Here is a 16,535-nt window from a genome sequence, read left to right on the forward strand (position 1 = left end):
CCGATCGTCCATCATGAGCGGATGCTCAGGTTCATGCCCGTCGGCGACTCCCAGACGATCGGAAGCGCCGGCGAACACACTTGGCGTTACCGGATGTGGCAGCACCTGCGCGACACATACGGCGGCCCGTTCACGCTGGTCGGCCCGCGCGAGACGCTGTATGACAAGGCGACGGACACGCCGACCTCGTACGAGTACGCCGAACCGGACTTCCCCCGCGCCCACCTGGCCGGCTGGGGCGAGGGCTGGCTGCATATGGCCCCGCTGATCGGCGAGGCGGTACGCGCCTGCCGGGCCGACGTCCTCCTGGTCGCACTGGGCCTGATCGACCTGGGCTTCTACACGAACGCGCGGCAGACCACCGACAACGTACGGGCCTTCGTGGCCGAGGCCCGCGCCGCGAAGCCGTCCGTACGGATGGTGTTCCTGCCGGTGATCCCGAACATCCGCGCCCAGACGGACGCCCCCTTCGCCGCCGAGGTCACCCTCTTCAACGAACTCCAGGCCAAGGCCGTCGCCGACCTCGACGACCCACGCTCCCCTCTCCTCCTGGCCTCCCTCCCGGAGTCGTACGACGTCAACCACGACACCTACGACGGCACCCACCCGAACGCGTCCGGCGAGCACAAGATCACGGCGGCGTTCGCGGGGGCGATGCACCAGGCGTGGGGGTGGGGCGAGGAGTACTACGGCGATGACGGTGGCGATGGGGAGGGAGATGGTGGCGTTGACGGTGCCGGCTTCGACTTCGGCTCGGTGATCTCGTCGGCCTCAATGCCTCCGCTGCCTCCGATGACCTCCACGCCCTCGATGGCCGAGACCAGGGATGCGGCACAGTCCCGCGCCTCGGGCAGAAGGTCGCCCCACCGGTCCTCCCGCAGACCGAGGTAACCGTCCCGCGCCCGCTCCAGCACCGGCCGGTGCGCCGCCGGGAGCCGTTCGAGCACCCAGTCCGCGGCGCCGTCCTTGGAACGGATGGCCCCCGTGGCGAGGGTGGACCGGACGCGGGCGAGGGTCAGCAGGACGTTGCGGGTGTCGGTGTCCAGGTCGGCCATGAGCTGCGGCACCCCGGCGACGATCCCGCGCAGGAGATCGGCGTGCGGGACGGGATCGAGGAGTTCGGCGGGCGGCGGGCCGTAGAGCGGGGTGTCTCCGAGCAGGACCATGCTGATCAACGGGGCGAGATCGGGACTGACTTCGGCCTCCGGCACGACCCCGCACTCGAACCCGCCCCGCAGCCACTCCCCGTACAGGAACTCGCAGTTGGGCGGATACCGCCAGGGCCGTACGTCGTCCTGCACGACGACGATCAACTCGACGGGCCGGTGAGCACCTCTGCCAGAGACCGCCATCAACTCCCGTACCAGCACCCGGCGTTGCCCGTCACTCATCCGCCGCCGTACGACGACGAGCACATCGAGGTCACTGTCCGGCCGCAGCCCGCCGAGAACGGCGGAGCCGTGCAGGTGGACGCCGAGCAGATCGTCCCCGAACACCTCCTGGAGGAGGGGCAGCAGCCGATACCGGGCCATCCACTCCTCGTTGAGCCGATCGGCCTGGCGTTGGTGACTGGGGGTGACCTGCCGCCCGGCCGGCAGGGCGAGCCCGAGGAAGTCGAGGACACCGTGGGTGACGGCGTGCGGATCGGCGGAGAGGTCCTCGTACCGGATGCGATGCGGTTGAACTCCGTAGGCCTCGAACCATCGCTCCCACCCGGCGTTGTGCTCCTCGATGGTCCGCATGGTGCGGGTGACGGCGTCACGGTCGAAGCGGGGCCGGTCGTCGGCGCCCTGACCTCCACCTCCAGCTCCGCCTCCGCCGATCTCCCCTTTACCGCCGATGAACCAGACCCCGGTCTGCTCGGCCCGCAGCCACGAGACGGCTTGGGCGAGGATGTCGTCCCGGTACAGATACACGAACCGGATCCGCCCGAACTCCCGCTCCAGCAGCCGCAGTTCGTTCCCGGCGAGGTCAGGATGAAGTCCCGCCAGCCTGCCGGCAAGTTCGGCGTGCGTCCCCCACATGAGCTTGGCCCCGAAGACCCCGTTACCGGTCCGGCCTTCCGCCAACGCCGCCCGCACGAAGTCCCCGTAATCCAGGGCCCCTTGAGACATATGCGCGATCCCCCACCGCTCCGACCACGCCACCTCGTCCGGCGACCGGAAGTAGGCCTGCGGGTGGCCGGCGACCCCGGTGGAGTCCAGCAGACCGAGGAGAAGCGAGCTGCCGGTTCGGGGTGTGGCGCAGATGAAGTAGGTGTCCGTGTCCGCGTTCGTCGGCTTGGTCACGGCGACCAGGGTCGGGGGTGGGGGTGGGGGCGGCAACCGAATTACGACGGTGGATGGCTTGATCACTGCGTGGCACGGTCACCGTGCGTATCGTTGTACTGCGCGGCTGCACTTGTGCGGAGGGCAGCCGGGGAGGAGCGCCACGATGACCGTCCTTGAAGACAGGATCGCGATGGCCGACGCCGACGCCAACACCAAGCGCCTGGACGAGTGGTTCGAGCGCCTTGAGCGGATGCCCGTCCCCGAAGGATTCAGGGTTGAGATCGTCGGGGGCAACGTCTTCATGACACCGCAGCGGAACACGCATTGGCAGATCATTCGCCGGATCCTGCGGGCCTTGGAAGACAGGTTCGGGGAGGATGTCCTGGTCTTCAGCGACGTGCGTGTCGATTTCCCCGGCTTCGAGAACGGCTTCTGCCCGGACATCGCCCTGCTCAAGGACGGGGCGAAGCCCGACGACACGGGCCACTGGCGCTACCAGGACGTGGAGTTCGTCGCCGAGGTGATCTCCAAGGGCACGGCGGCCAACGACTACGGCCCGAAGAGGACCGCGTACGCGGAAGCCGAAGTCCCCGTCTATGTCATCGCCGACCCCTACCAAGGGCGCTGCCACGTCTACACCGACCCCAAGGACGGCGACTACGCCGACCCCGTACGGGTGGACTTCGGCACCGACGTCGACCTGACCGGAACGGTGGTCGGCCTCGTCCTCACGACCGACAAGTTCCCCCGCGACTGACCCCCCTTGCGTAGAGCGCACTCGAAGTCGTTGGCTAGATACTCATGAAGTACACGCAGCTCGGACGCACAGGCCTCAAGGTCAGCCGACTGGTCCTCGGCACGATGAACTTCGGACCGCAGACGAACGAGGCGGACAGCCACGCGATCATGGACGCGGCGCTGGACGCGGGCATCAACTACTTCGACACCGCAAACGTGTACGGCTGGGGCGAGAACAAGGGCCGTACCGAGGAGATCGTCGGCAACTGGTTCGCCAAGAGCCCCGACCACCGCGACAAGACGGTTCTCGCCACCAAGGTCTACGGCAACATGGCCGCCGACGGCGACGCCTGGCCCAACCACGACAAGCTCTCCGCGGTCAACATCCGGCGGGCCGTGGACGCCAGTCTGAAGCGGCTGCAGACCGACTACATCGACATCTACCAGTTCCACCACGTCGACCGCGCCACCCCCTTCGAGGAGATCTGGCAGGCGATCGACACCCTGATCCAGCAGGGCAAGATCCTGTACGTCGGGTCCTCCAACTTCCCCGGCTACAAGATCGCCCAGGCGAACGAGATCGCCGCGCGGCGGGGCGGCACCATCGGCCTGGTCAGCGAGCAGTGCCTCTACAACCTCGCCGAGCGTCGCGCCGAGATGGAGGTCATCCCGGCCGCGCAGGAGTACGGCCTCGGGGTCATCCCCTGGTCGCCGCTGCAGGGCGGGGTGCTGGGCGGGGTCATCAAGAAGGAGGTCCAGGGTGGCCGACGCGCCTCCGGCCGGGCCGCCGACACCCTCGCCAACCCCACCTCACGCGCCCAGATCCAGGCCTACGAGGACCTGCTCGACAAGCACGGGATCGAGCCCGGCGAGGCCGCCCTGGCCTGGCTCCTCACCCGCCCCGGCGTGACCGGCCCGATCGTCGGCCCGCGCACCGCCGAGCAGTTGGAGTCCGCGCTGCGGGCCGTGGAGCTGGAGCTGAGCGAGGAAGTCCTCGGCTCGCTGGACGAGATCTTCCCGGGTCCCGGCCCGTCTCCGGAGGCCTTCGCCTGGTAGGAGCGGACGGCGCTCAGTCAGGTCGCGCGACTGTCGCGGTCCCCGATTCCGACGGTCCCGCGACCTGACATCCTCCTCACAACCCACCGCTAGCGTCCCGGCCATGAATCGACGCAGACGCAACAGCGGATTCACCCTGTCCCCCGGGCGCCGCCTCCTCCGGCCGGCCACGCTCGCCCTCGCCGCCACCGCCTTGCTCTGGCAGGCGGTGCTGCCCGGCGGGGCCGTGGCGCAACCGAGCAGTGGTGCGGAAACGCCTCCCGGGGCGTCGTTACGGGTGGCGACAGCGGCGTACGACCTGGGCGGCATCTACACCGACCCCGACATCAGCACGCCGCTCGACGTGTCCGCAGTGGTGCACTATCCCGCCGACCTGGGCCGCGGCGGCCGGCCCCGGCCGCTGATCGTGCAGGAGCACGGGCTCTGGTACACCTGCGCGGACCGCGAGGCCGAGCACGTCGTCGACACCACCCCGCCGCCCCCGATCCCGCCCAAGGACGGCCCGGTCCCGCCGCCCACCCCGGAGTCCGAGGCGCTGGACCGCGCCTATCACCAGCTGACGCAGTGGCCCTGCCGTCCGGGCGTCGAGCCGCTGCCGAGCGACGCGGGCTACGACTACCTCGGGGAGTACCTGGCCGCCCAGGGCTTCGTCGTGGTGTCGATCGACGCCAACGCGATCAACGCCGTGGCCGACACGGACGCGGTGACCGGCGACGAGTACGCGGCCCGGGCGAATCTGGTCAACGAGCACCTCGCGCTGTGGCAGCGGCTCGTGAGGACCGGACGGGGGCCGCTGGCGGGGAAGTTCACGGACGCGGTCACCGGCCGGCCCGCGCGGGTCGACTTCAGGGGCCGGGTCGATCTGCGCGAGGTCGGCACCATGGGCCACTCCCGCGGCGGCAAGGGCGTGCTGTACCAGGCCGCCGACGTGCACCGCGACCAGTGGCCGGCCGGCGTCGAGATCAAGGCGGTGGCCGCGGTGGCGCCCGTCTACGACTGGTCGGACGGCGCCGATCACAACGCCACCCTCGTCACCCGCGCGGCCGTCGCCGGCCTGACCGGAACCTGTGACGCGTCCGGCGGAAACAGCACGCCCTATTTCGACAACGCCCTCGGCAGGAACCACACCGGCCTCTACGACTTCAAGGTGCACGGCGCGGAGCACAACTACTTCAACACCCAGTGGTCACCGCGGAGCGGCCAGGTCATGGCGTCCGACGACGCGGAGCCGTACGGCGAGGAGGGCTCCGGGCTGTGCACCGAGCGGGACACCCGGACCGGGGAACGTGAACTCACCGAGGCGCAGCAGCGCCGGGTCGCCGAGGTCTACCTCTCGGCCTTCTTCCGGCGCCATCTGCTGAACGACACCCGGACGGACCCGGTCCTGCGCGGCGACGGCCACCCCTTGGCGGACGTGACCCGGATCGACGTACAGGCGGGATAGCGGGCTACCTGTTTGCCGCGGCCGCCACCGCGACGACGACGAACAACAGCACAAGCACACCGGCCATGATCCGGTTCCGGGTTTTGGGGTCCACGCCCCGAGCCTAACCGTCCGCGCCGAGCGCCCAGCGGGCGACCGCCTCGTACCGCGGCTCCTCCCCCGACACCCCCGCCGCCCCCGCCCTCGGCAGGTTGCTGCGTACGAGGACCACCTCGCCCACCGTCCACTCCCGCCCCGCGAACTCATCGAACCGCGCCAGATACGACCGCACGTCCACCGCCTCCCGACTCCGCGCCACGGTCAGGTGGGCCCGATACCGCCGGTGCTCCCCCATCCCCACCCCCGCCTCCCGCGCGGCCCCCTCACACCGCTCGGCCAGCAGCCCCATCGCCGCCAGGTCCCCCTCCACCCCGACCCACAACGCCCGCCCCTGCCCGAACTCCCCGCCCCCGCGCACCGCCAGCCCGAACGGCTCGCCCGCCCGCGCCACCCGCTCCAGCCGGGCCGACAGTTCCGGTACGACGTCGTCGTGGACCTCGCCGTAGAAGGCGAGCGTGAAGTGCCAGCCGGGCCGGCCCGTCCAGCGCAGCCCGTCCGCGCCCGGCAGCCGCCTCAACTCGTCGACCGCCGAGCCGAGTTCGGCCAGCACGCTCTCTGGTGGCAACAGCGCCGCGAAGAGTCTCATGGCGTCACCCTTCCAGGGCATGGATCACCCGGCCAACTCGCCCTGGAACGAACGGGAGTGGTCACCTAGCCTGCCCCCATGACGAACCGGGAGATCAGCATCAGAGCCGGCGGGCCCGACGACATCCCCGCGATCCTCGGCATGTTCGACAGCGCCATGGAGTGGCTCGTGGCGCAGGGGCGGACCGGGCAGTGGGGCAGCACGCTCTGGTCGGACAGCCCCAAGACCGTGGAGCTGGTGACCGGTTACGTCACCCGGGGCGCGGCCTTCGTCGCGGAACTGGACGGCGTACCGGCGGGGACTCTGAGCCTCACCGACGGTCCCGGGACGTATCTGCCGCCCGTCGACGAACCCGAGCGGTACGTCCATCTCCTCGCCTCCGACCGCCGCTTCAAGGGCCGGGGCGTCGGCGCCGCGCTGCTCGCGCACGCCGTCGAGGAGACCCGGCGGGCCGGCGTCTCCCTGCTGCGCGTGGACTGTTACGCGGGCGACGACGGCAAGCTCGTCCGCTACTACGAGAGCAACGGCTTCACCCGCACCGAGGCCTTCACGGGCACGGACGACTGGCCGGGACAGATCCTGGCCCGAAGGGTCTAGCCCGCGCCGTCAGGCCGCCGCAGGCACCGGCTCCTTCTCTTGCCGCTCCCGCGGCACGAAGCGGACGTGCGGGTGGCCGCGGTTCCAGCCGACCGACAGGCGGAGGTTGCCGACGCGGGCCAGGACCAGGCCGATCGTCAGGGCCGCGAGGGCCGAGATCGCGCCGCCCACCGCGAGGCCCGCGCGGACGCCGTACGCGTCCGTGACCCAGCCGGCGATCGGTGCGCCCACCGGGGAGCCGCCCAGGAAGACCATCATGTAGAGGGCGAGCACGCGGCCGCGCATGGCCGGGTCGGTGCTCATCTGGATGCTGGTGTTGGCGGTGACGTTGACCGTCATGCCGAACATGCCGATCGGGGCCATGAGGAGGGCGAAGAGCCAGAGGCTGGGGGCTGCCGCCGCGGCGAGTTCCATCGCGCCGAAGGCGACCGCCGCCGCGATCATCACCCGCATCTTGGCCGTGCCGCGTCGGGCCGCGAGCAGCGCGCCGCCCAGGGAGCCGACCGCCATCAGCGTGTTGAAGAGGCTGTAGGAGCCGGCGCCCGCGTGGAAGACGTCGTCCGCGAAGGCCGAGAGGTAGACCGGGAAGTTGAAGCCGAAGGTGCCGATGAAGCCGACCAGGACGATGGTCCACATCAGGTCGGGGCGCCCGGCGACGTACTGGAGTCCTTCTCGTAGTTGGCCCTTGGCGCGCGGGGCACGCTCGACGACGTGCAGTTCGCGGGCCTTCATGAGGAGCAGGCCGGTGATGGGCGCGACGAAGGACAGGCCGTTGAAGAGGAACGCCCAGCCGGTGCCGACGCCGGTGATCATCAGGCCCGCGACGGCGGGGCCGACCAGGCGGGCGGACTGGAAGTTGGCGGAGTTGAGGCTGACCGCGTTCTGCAGCTGGTCCGGGCCGACCATCTCGGAGACGAAGGACTGGCGGGCCGGGTTGTCCATGACCGTGGCCATTCCGGCGGCGAAGGCGGCGAGGTAGACGTGCCAGACCTGGACGTGGCCGGAGAGGGTGAGAGCGGCGAGCGCGAGGCCGATGAGGCCCATCGAGGTCTGCGTGAACAGCAGCGTGCGGCGCTTGGGCAGCCGGTCGACGAGGACACCGCCGTAGAGACCGAAGAGCAGCATCGGCAGGAACTGCAGGGCCGTCGTGACGCCGACGGCGGTCGCGGAGCCGGTGAGGCTGAGGACCAGCCAGTCCTGGGCGATGCGCTGCATCCAGGTGCCGATGTTGGAGACGACCTGGCCGGAGAAGAACAGGCGGTAGTTCCTGACCCGGAGGGAGGAGAACATCGAGGACTTCGAGGACTTCGAGGACTTGGCCGAGGCCGCATCAGGGGTGGGCGGGGATTCGTGGGTGGACGGTGCGGGGGCGGAGTCTGCTCCGGGTCCCGAACTCAAAAGTGTCGCCTCCTTGTTGGCACTGCTTACAGGTGTGCGAGCTTCTCCAGCACGGGGGCGGCGGCGCGGAGTTTCGCCCACTCGTCCTCGTCGAGATCCTCGACCAAGGTGGCCAGGAAGGCGTTGCGCTTGGCGCGGCTCTCCTCGAGCATGGCCTCGGCCTGCTCGGTCTTGGTGACGACCTTCTGGCGCCGGTCCTCGGGGTGCGGCTCCAGCCGGACCAGTCCCTTGGCCTCCAGCAGCGCCACGATGCGGGTCATCGACGGCGGCTGCACGTGCTCCTTGCGGGCGAGTTCGCCCGGCGTGGCACTGCCGCAGTTCGACAGGGTGCCCAGCACCGACATCTCGGTGGGGCTCAGCGACTCGTCGACCCGTTGGTGCTTGAGTCGGCGTGACAGCCGCATGACAGCTGATCGAAGCGAGTTCACGGCGGCTGCGTCGTCGCCATGGGTAAGGTCCGGCATGTCCTTAGCGTAACTCATTACCCTCCCTAAAGACCACCTGCGACACGCGAGATGCCCATGGCCCCCGTCACCGAACCCTTTCGTCACCCATATGAGTGAGCCAGAACGCGAAAGCGAGGCACGCCCCGCGGTGCTCCCGCGACCCTCGTCTCCATGGGGACCAGCGTGCTCAGCCTGCGGATAGACGGGGAGCTGCTCGACCGGCTCCGGGACCATGCGGCAAAAAGGGGAATGAGCGTCCAGGACTACGTCGTCCAGACGCTCATTCGCGACGACTTCGACGAGCGGTTCCAGACCGCCGTCGAGGAGACAGAGAAGTTCTACGGGGTTCCGTGAGCCGAGTTCACACGACGGGCCGGGCTCACGTGAACCGAGTTCACACGCGCGCGCCGTCGGCGCCGATCACGTCAGACCCAGGGCCGGCATCAGGTAGTAGAAGCCGAAGACCGCCGCCACGACGTACATGGCCACCGGAATCTCGCGCCCGCGCCCGGCGGCCAGCCGCAGGACCACGAAGGTGATGAAGCCCATCCCGATGCCGTTGGTGATCGAGTAGGTGAAGGGCATCATCACCATCGTGACGAAGGCCGGGATCGCGATGGTGTGGTCGGCCCAGTCGATCTCCTTGACCGAGCCGGCCAGGATCAGGAAGCCCACCGCGAGCAGGGCCGGGGTGGCCGCCTGGGAGGGGACCATCGTGGCCACGGGCGTCAGGAACAGCGCGACGGCGAACAGCGCACCGGTGACGACGTTCGCGAAGCCGGTGCGCGCGCCCTCGCCGACGCCCGCCGTGGACTCCACGAAGCAGGTGGTCGCCGAGGAGGAGCTGGCGCCGCCGACGGCGACCGCGATGCCGTCGACGAAGAGGACCTTGTTGATGCCGGGCATCTGACCCTCGGCGTCGGTCAGCTTCGCCTCGTCCGAGACGCCCATGATCGTGCCCATCGCGTCGAAGAAGCACGACAGCAGCACGGTGAAGACGAACAGGACGCCGGTCAGCACCCCGACCTTGTCGAAGCCGCCGAACAGGCTGAACTTGCCGATCAGCCCGAAGTCCGGGGTGGCGACCGGGTTGCCGGGCCACTTCGGGGTGGTCAGGCCCCAGGACGGGATCGTCGCGACGGCGTTGACGATCACGGCGAGGACCGTCATCGCGACGATCGAGATCAGGATCGCACCGGAGACCTTGCGGACGATCAGCGCGAGGGTGAGCAGCGCGCCCAGGACGAAGACCAGCACCGGCCAGCCGTTGAGGTGGCCGTCGCCGCCGAGCTGGAGCGGGACGGTGGTCTGGGCGGCGTCCGGGATGCGGGAGACGAAGCCGGAGTCGACCAGGCCGATCAGCATGATGAACAGGCCGATACCGATGGCGATGGCCTTGCGCAGGCCGAAGGGGACGGCGTTCATCACGCGCTCGCGCAGCCCGGTGGCGACCAGCAGCATCACGACGAGGCCGGCCAGCACGACCATGCCCATGGCGTCCGGCCAGGACATCCGGGGTGCGAGCTGGAGCGCGACGACCGAGTTCACGCCGAGACCGGCGGCGAGCGCGATCGGTACGTTGCCGATGACGCCCATGAGCAGGGTGGTGAAGGCCGCCGTCACGGCCGTCGCGGTGACCAGCTGACCGTTGTCCAGCTGGTGCCCGTACATGTCCTTCGCGCTGCCCAGGATGATCGGGTTCAGCACGATGATGTAGGCCATCGCGAAGAAGGTGGCGAAGCCGCCACGGATCTCACGGGGCAGCGTGGAGCCACGCTCGGAGATCTTGAAGTAGCGGTCGAGTGCGCCGGAAGCGGTGGCCATTGGAGGTTCCTACGAGCAGAAGTGGACAAACGGAAAACGGTTTCAGTATGAACATATGACGTCGTCAGCGCCATCTCCGCGCGTAGACGCAAACGCCTCGTAAGCTGTGCGCATGGCGAAGTGGACACCAACGCACGAGGCGCCGGAGCCCCTGGAGGGCCCCGTGGTCGCCACCATCACCGGCCTCACGGCCGTCTGGTTCGTCCTCTTCCTGGTCCAGCTCCCCTTCTACGGCTGGTTCGACGACCACGGGCACCTGTGGTGGCTGTGGACCTGCCTGGCCGGCGGCGGACTCGGCTTCATCGGCATCTGGTACGTCCGTGGCCGCGACGCGGCCCTCAAGCGGATGGCGGCAGCGGACGCGGGAGCCGCGTCGGACCCGGGGCCCGGGTCGGGCGCGTAGCCCCTACAACCACGGCAGGACATGGCTCCTCCCCAGGTCGGATCTTCCGCCCACTCGGCGGGTGAAGCCGCAAATCCGCACGTACCGTCGGAGGCATGACGCACATCGACGCCGGCGCCGAGCTCGACCCTGTGCACCCGGTACCCCTGCCGGAGACGGCGCGTGGGCTGAGTGCCGCCGAGGTCGCCGAGCGGGTGGCGCGCGGGCAGGTCAACGACGTACCCGTCCGCAGCAGTCGGTCGATGGGCGAGATCGTCCGGGCCAACGTGTTCACCCGGTTCAACGCGATCATCGGCGTGCTCTGGCTGATCATGCTGTTCGTCGCGCCCGTCCAGGACAGCCTGTTCGGGTACGTGATCCTCGCCAACACTGGCATCGGGATCGTGCAGGAGTGGCGGGCGAAGAAGACGCTCGACTCGCTGGCGGTGATCGGGGAGTCCAAGCCGACGGTACGGCGGGACGGGACCGCGGCCGAGGTCAGCACGTCGGAGATCGTGCTGGACGACCTGATCGAGATCGGGCCCGGGGACAAGGCGGCCGTCGACGGCGTGTGCGTCGAGGCCGACGGCCTGGAGATCGACGAGTCGCTGCTCACCGGCGAGGCGGACCCGGTGGTGAAGCGTCCCGGCGACCAGGTGATGTCGGGCAGCTTCGTGGTGGCCGGCGGCGGCGCGTTCAGAGCGACCAAGGTGGGCCGCGAGGCCTACGCCGCCCAACTCGCCGAAGAGGCCTCCCGGTTCACGCTCGTCCACTCCGAACTGCGCTCCGGCATCTCCACGATCCTCAAGTACGTGACGTGGATGATGATCCCGACCGCGATCGGCCTGGTCATCAGCCAGCTGTTCGTGAAGGACAACGACCTCAAGGACTCGATCGCGCGGACCGTCGGCGGCATCGTGCCGATGGTCCCGGAGGGCCTGGTCCTGCTCACCTCCGTCGCCTTCGCGATAGGCGTCATCCGCCTTGGCCGGAAACAGTGCCTGGTTCAGGAGCTCCCCGCCATCGAGGGCCTCGCCCGGATCGACACCGTCTGCCTCGACAAGACCGGCACCCTCACCGAGGGCGGCATGGACGTCACCGAACTCCGGCCCCTGCAGGGCACGGACGAGGCGTACGTACGCAAAGTGCTGGGCGCCCTCGGCGAGTCCGACCCGCGCCCCAACGCCTCCCTCCAGGCGATCATCGACGCCTACCCGGACGCCGAGGACTGGCGCTGTACCCGGTCCCTGCCCTTCTCCTCGGCCCGCAAGTACAGCGGCGCCCGCTTCAGCGAGGGCGACGGCGAGACCAGTACGTGGCTGCTGGGCGCGCCGGACGTGCTGCTGGACCCCGCCGACCCCGCCCTCGCCGAGACCGTCCGCCTGAACGAACAGGGCCTGCGCGTCCTGCTGTTGGCCCGGGTCACCGGCGACCTGGACGACCCCGAGGCGGCCCGGGGCGCCAAGCCGGCCGCCCTCGTAGTACTGGAGCAGCGGCTGCGCCCCGACGCGGCCGAGACCCTGCGCTACTTCGCCGAGCAGGACGTGCACGCCAAGGTCATCTCCGGCGACAACGCGGTGTCGGTGGGCGCGGTGGCGGCGAAACTGGGCCTGACGGGCACGACGGTCGACGCCCGCCAACTCCCCACCTCCCAGGAGGAGATGGCGACGGCCCTCGACGAGGGCACGGTGTTCGGGCGGGTCACCCCGCAGCAGAAGCGGGACATGGTGGGCGCGCTGCAGTCACGCGGGCACACGGTCGCGATGACCGGCGACGGCGTGAACGACGTACTCGCCCTCAAGGACGCCGACATCGGCGTCTCCATGGGCTCGGGCTCGGAGGCCACCCGGGCGGTCGCGCAGATCGTGCTGCTCAACAACAGTTTCGCGACGCTGCCTTCGGTGGTCGCGGAGGGGCGCCGGGTCATCGGCAACATCACCCGGGTCGCGACCCTGTTCCTGGTGAAGACGGTCTACTCGGTGCTGCTGGCCATCCTGGTGGTCTGCTTCCAGGTCGAATACCCGTTCCTGCCACGGCACTTGACCCTCCTGTCCACCCTCACCATCGGCATCCCGGCCTTCTTCCTCGCCCTGGCCCCCAACAAGGAGCGGGCGAAGCCGCACTTCGTACGGCGGGTGATGCGGTACTCGATCCCGGGCGGGGTGGTGGCCGGGGTGGCGACCTTCGTGACGTACATGATCGCCCGTCACCACTACACGGGCGAGGGGGCGTTGGACGCGGAGACCAGCGCGGCGACACTCACGCTGTTCCTGATCTCGATGTGGGTCCTGGCGATCATCGCCCGCCCCTACACCTGGTGGCGCGTGGCCCTGGTGGCGTCGATGGCCGCGGCCTTCGTCCTCGTACTGATCGTGCCCTGGCTCCAGCACTTCTTCGCGCTGAAGCTGGTGGGCGTGACGATGCCGTGGATCGCGGTCGGCATCTCGGCGGTGGCGGCGGTCGCCCTGGAGGTGGTGTGGAGGGTGGTCGACCGCCGGTTCCCCGACTAGGGCCTGTCCGGCGAATGCGGATGCCGGATCAGGCCCTGGCGCGGCCTACTTCACGTCGACGTAGTCGCCCGCCGCGCTGACCGCGGGGGTCGTGGTGGTGCCCGCGAAGGTGAAGCGGAAGTACCCGTCGACCGTGGCCTTGGTGGTGGTCTTCAGGGTGCCCGTCGAGGTCGACGTGATGCCCTTGACGTTGGTGTACGTGCTGGAGGTCTTCTTGCGGAACTGCAGCACGACCTTCTGGGTGGCGTAACCGGCGTACTTGCCGGTCTCCCAGTTGGCGCGGCTGAGCTTGCCCGTGACGGTGACGGTCTTGCCCTTCTTGACCGGCTCCGGCGCGGCGTTGACCGTCAGCTGCGAGGCGCGCTGGACGAGGCTGGAGCCGAGGCCGCCCTGGTCGGAGATGTCGCCGGTGCTGTACTGCAGGGCGAGCCCGCCCGCGGACCACTTGCCGGCGTCGGTGTTGATCAGGTCGCCCTCGCCCGGGTAGACGTCGATCTTGCCGGAGCAGCTGGCGGTGGTGTCCGAGGTCGCGGTGCAGGTCGCCGGGAGCTGGCCGAACAGCACGTTGTCCGGGGCGTCGAAGCTGCCCTTGTAGAGGTACGGGCCGTTGTCGAAGTCGTCCGACGTGATGTCGTAGTTCGCGCCGTGGGTCAGCGTGTAGGTGACCGTGGTGGAGACGTGGGCCGAGGTGCCCACCTTGACCGCCTTGGCGACCTTGAGGTTCGAGAAGGTGACGCCCAGGTCGGCCGCGGTCGCGTCGGCGGCGAGCGCGGACTTGGCGGAGCTCGCGGACTGACCGGAGTGCGCGGCAAGGACCTTCGCGGCCTCCGCCTGGTGCGACCAGGCCGAGTCGGCGGCCTGCGAGGCCGGCGCGACGAAGGCGGAGAGGGCCAGGGCGCCGGTGACGGCGGCCACGGTGGCTCGTATACGCATGTGTTTCCCTCAGGGGGAGAAAGTGAAGGTGGAGTCTCTTGACCCACCGAGTGAGAGTCGTGATGGATGTGTCGGGTTGTACGGCCATCAAGGATTTGGCATGAGAATTACGTGAACATGGCGAAGGCCATGCCCGGAGCCCCTGCCGATGGCCTCGCCGGCACGCGAAGTCCCTGTCCGGCACGCGGAGACGGCCGCCCGGAGTCTCCCTCCGGGGCGGCCGTCCCTCACACCGCCGTCGGCCTACTTCACGTCGACGTAGTCACCCGCGGCGCTGACCGCCGGGGTGGTCGCGGTGCCCGCGAAGACGAAGCGGTAGTACCCGTCGACCGTGGCCTTGGTGGTGGTCTTCAGGGTGCCCGTCGAGGTCGTCTTGATGCCCTTGACGTTGGTGTAGGTGCTGGAGGTCTTCTTGCGGAACTGCAGCACCACCTTCTGGGTGGCGTAACCGTGGTACTTCAGGTCGTCCCAGTTGGCGCGGGTGAGCTTGCCCGTGACGGTGACGGTCTTGCCCTTCTTCACCGGCTCGGGCGCGGCGTTGACCGTCAGCTTCGAGAAGCGCTGGAGCTTGGTCGAGCCGACCTTGTCCTGGGCTCCGAACCCGACCTTGCTCAGGTCGATGTCGTCGTCCAGCGGGTCCTGGTCGTTCCAGTCGATGACGTAGCCGTCGGCCTTCCAGCTGGTCGCGTCCGCGTTGCCGAACAGGTCGATCGTCGGGTAGACGTCGATGGTGCCCTTGCAGGTGGACGTCGTCGTCGTGGCCGCGGTGCAGACGGGCCAGTCGTCACCGATCAGGTAGTTGTCCGGGTCGTCGTAGGAGCCGCGGTAGATCTCGACGTCCACCCAGATGTCGGGGGCGTTGAGGTCGAGGCCCTCGTCGTGGGTGACGGTGTAGGTCACCGGGACGGAGACGTGGCCGCTGACGCCCGCGACGATCGGCTTGCCCTTGTTGATCTTCACGTTGGAGAACGCGACGTTCAGCGCGTACGGGGTGCCGGTGTCCGCGGCGGCGGACGCGCTGACGCCGGACTTGCCGGCCGCGGAGGCACCGTCGGCCGCCTCGCGGACGGTCTGCGCGGCCTTCACGAGCTGGTCCTTACCCAGCGGCGAACCGTCGGCGTGCGCGGCAGGGACGACGAGGGCGGAGAGGGCCAGGGCGCCGGAGACGGCGGCCACGGTGGCGCGAATACGCATGGGCTTCCTCGGGTGGGCAGAGGGAAACAGGGGGAAAGCGATGGGAGAGCGGCGCGGGCAGAACCCACGCCGCTCACTTGACGTCGACGACCGCTTCAGGTCGCCGACCGCTCCACGTTGTCGACTACTTCACGTCGACGTAGTCGCCCGTGGCGCTGACCGCCGGGCTGGTCGAGGAGCCCGCGAAGGAGTAGCGGAAATAGCCGTCGACCGTCGCCTTGGTCGTCGTCTTCAGGGCGCCCGTCGAGGTCGACTTGATGGTCTTGACGTTCGTGTACGTGCTGGACGTCTTCTTGCGGAACTGCAGCTTCACCGACTGGCTGGTGTAGGCGCTGTTCTTGCCGGTGTCCCAGTTGGCGCGGGTGAGCTTGCCCGTGACGGTGACGGTCTTGCCCTTCTTCACCGGCTCCGGCGCGGCGTTGACCGTCAGCTGCGCGGCGCGCAGGACCTTGAAGGACTTGGCGTTGTCCTTCTGGACGTAGTTGGCGTCGTTGCCCGTCGCGATCGCCCAGACCTTCCACGTGCCGGCGACCTTGTTGATCAGGTTGTAGCCGGGCTCCATGTCGAAGGTCGACTTGCAGTTGGACGTGGTGGCGTTCACGACGGTGCAGGTGGCCTGGCCGTCACTGCTGTTGGCCACGGCGCCGCTGTCGGAGTGGTCGATGTCCGCGCCGTGGAACAGGATGGCCTGCGCCCAGTCGACGCCCGAGTTGTCCTTGACGGTGAAGGTGACGGAGATGGTCTTCTTCGCGGTCGCCCCGACGGAGACCGGCTTGCCGCCGTTCACGACGACGTTCGAGATCGTCGTGTCCCCGTGCACCTCGTCGGCGTGCGCGGCCGGCACGGCGAGGGCGGAGAGGGCCAGAGCGCCCGAGAGGGCGGCCACGGTGGCTCGAATACGCATGCTTTCCCCACGTTGTGATCAGGGAGCCTGGTGGCTCCCCTGATCAGATCCGTGACGGATGGGAAAGGTTGTACGAGTGGTGAGAATTTTGTGCGAGAAATTTCAAGATCGGCCACGGAACGGCAAAGGGCCCGCCGGCAGGCCGACGGACCCT

Annotated in this window: 15 protein-coding genes and 1 pseudogene; 8 read left to right on the forward strand and 8 right to left on the reverse strand. The window is 69.2% G+C overall.

Annotated elements, in window-relative coordinates; all coding sequences use genetic code 11:
- Positions 1–21 precede the first annotated feature (21 nt).
- Positions 22–687, forward strand: a pseudogene (locus M2283_RS28275) (SGNH/GDSL hydrolase family protein); the annotation flags it as partial.
- Here the strand turns inward: M2283_RS28275 and M2283_RS28280 are convergent.
- Positions 687–2,288 (reverse strand): aminoglycoside adenylyltransferase family protein, encoded by a 1,602-nt coding sequence (locus tag M2283_RS28280; RefSeq protein WP_280879233.1) that lies wholly within the window; start codon positions 2,286–2,288, stop codon positions 687–689. The pseudogene M2283_RS28275 and the gene M2283_RS28280 overlap by 1 nt on opposite strands.
- A gap of 145 nt (positions 2,289–2,433) precedes the next feature.
- On the opposite strand from M2283_RS28280, the gene M2283_RS28285 reads away from it, so the two are divergent.
- The 3 genes from M2283_RS28285 to M2283_RS28295 all read left to right on the forward strand — a co-directional run bounded on the left by M2283_RS28285 (position 2,434) and on the right by M2283_RS28295 (position 5,508).
- On the forward strand, positions 2,434–3,027 hold the full coding sequence (locus tag M2283_RS28285; RefSeq protein ID WP_280879234.1) for a Uma2 family endonuclease: 594 nt from the start codon (positions 2,434–2,436) through the stop codon (positions 3,025–3,027).
- A 44-nt stretch (positions 3,028–3,071) separates the two neighbouring features.
- Positions 3,072–4,064 carry an aldo/keto reductase gene (locus M2283_RS28290; RefSeq protein ID WP_280879235.1) on the forward strand — a complete coding sequence of 331 codons (993 nt, stop codon included), beginning with the start codon at positions 3,072–3,074 and terminating at the stop codon, positions 4,062–4,064.
- A 103-nt stretch (positions 4,065–4,167) separates the two neighbouring features.
- Positions 4,168–5,508, forward strand: coding sequence for an alpha/beta hydrolase (locus M2283_RS28295; RefSeq protein ID WP_280879236.1), 1,341 nt, complete (start codon positions 4,168–4,170; stop codon positions 5,506–5,508).
- 103 nt (positions 5,509–5,611) lie between these two features.
- Here the strand turns inward: M2283_RS28295 and thpR are convergent, their stop codons facing one another.
- Complete coding sequence (gene thpR / locus M2283_RS28300) at positions 5,612–6,193, reverse strand: RNA 2',3'-cyclic phosphodiesterase (protein WP_280879237.1); 582 nt, start codon at positions 6,191–6,193, stop codon at positions 5,612–5,614.
- 78 nt (positions 6,194–6,271) lie between these two features.
- On the opposite strand from thpR, the gene M2283_RS28305 reads away from it, so the two are divergent.
- Positions 6,272–6,790, forward strand: a complete 519-nt coding sequence (locus M2283_RS28305; RefSeq protein WP_280879238.1) for a GNAT family N-acetyltransferase — start codon at positions 6,272–6,274, stop codon at positions 6,788–6,790.
- Between the two features lie 9 nt (positions 6,791–6,799).
- On the opposite strand, the gene M2283_RS28310 is transcribed toward M2283_RS28305, so the two are convergent.
- Together M2283_RS28310 and M2283_RS28315 are read right to left on the reverse strand one after the other, a co-directional pair.
- Complete coding sequence (locus M2283_RS28310; protein ID WP_280879239.1) at positions 6,800–8,188, reverse strand: MFS transporter; 1,389 nt, start codon at positions 8,186–8,188, stop codon at positions 6,800–6,802.
- A 26-nt stretch (positions 8,189–8,214) separates the two neighbouring features.
- Complete coding sequence (locus M2283_RS28315) at positions 8,215–8,652, reverse strand: MarR family winged helix-turn-helix transcriptional regulator (RefSeq protein WP_124004046.1); 438 nt, start codon at positions 8,650–8,652, stop codon at positions 8,215–8,217.
- 153 nt (positions 8,653–8,805) lie between these two features.
- On the opposite strand from M2283_RS28315, the gene M2283_RS28320 reads away from it, so the two are divergent.
- A complete protein-coding gene (locus M2283_RS28320) occupies positions 8,806–8,988 on the forward strand; it encodes a ribbon-helix-helix protein, CopG family (protein WP_124004047.1) in 183 nt (60 codons plus the stop codon).
- 66 nt (positions 8,989–9,054) lie between these two features.
- Here the strand turns inward: M2283_RS28320 and M2283_RS28325 are convergent, their stop codons facing one another.
- On the reverse strand, positions 9,055–10,458 hold the full coding sequence (locus M2283_RS28325; RefSeq protein ID WP_280879241.1) for an NCS2 family permease: 1,404 nt from the start codon (positions 10,456–10,458) through the stop codon (positions 9,055–9,057).
- A gap of 112 nt (positions 10,459–10,570) precedes the next feature.
- On the opposite strand from M2283_RS28325, the gene M2283_RS28330 reads away from it, so the two are divergent.
- A complete protein-coding gene (locus M2283_RS28330; RefSeq protein ID WP_280879242.1) occupies positions 10,571–10,861 on the forward strand; it encodes a DUF2530 domain-containing protein in 291 nt (96 codons plus the stop codon).
- A 95-nt stretch (positions 10,862–10,956) separates the two neighbouring features.
- The gene (locus M2283_RS28335) at positions 10,957–13,350 is read left to right on the forward strand and encodes an HAD-IC family P-type ATPase (protein ID WP_280879243.1); all 2,394 of its coding nucleotides are present in this window, start codon (positions 10,957–10,959) and stop codon (positions 13,348–13,350) included.
- Positions 13,351–13,395: 45 nt separating this feature from the next.
- Here M2283_RS28335 and M2283_RS28340 read toward each other — a convergent pair whose 3' ends face one another.
- The 3 genes from M2283_RS28340 to M2283_RS28350 form a co-directional block, all read right to left on the reverse strand.
- On the reverse strand, positions 13,396–14,283 hold the full coding sequence (locus tag M2283_RS28340) for a hypothetical protein (protein ID WP_280879244.1): 888 nt from the start codon (positions 14,281–14,283) through the stop codon (positions 13,396–13,398).
- A 243-nt stretch (positions 14,284–14,526) separates the two neighbouring features.
- Positions 14,527–15,477, reverse strand: a complete 951-nt coding sequence (locus M2283_RS28345; RefSeq protein ID WP_280879245.1) for a hypothetical protein — start codon at positions 15,475–15,477, stop codon at positions 14,527–14,529.
- Positions 15,478–15,601: 124 nt separating this feature from the next.
- Positions 15,602–16,381, reverse strand: a complete 780-nt coding sequence (locus M2283_RS28350; RefSeq protein WP_280879246.1) for a calcium-binding protein — start codon at positions 16,379–16,381, stop codon at positions 15,602–15,604.
- Positions 16,382–16,535: the final 154 nt, after the last annotated feature.

This window comes from Streptomyces pseudovenezuelae (assembly GCF_029892565.1).
GTDB lineage: Bacteria > Actinomycetota > Actinomycetes > Streptomycetales > Streptomycetaceae > Streptomyces > Streptomyces pseudovenezuelae_A.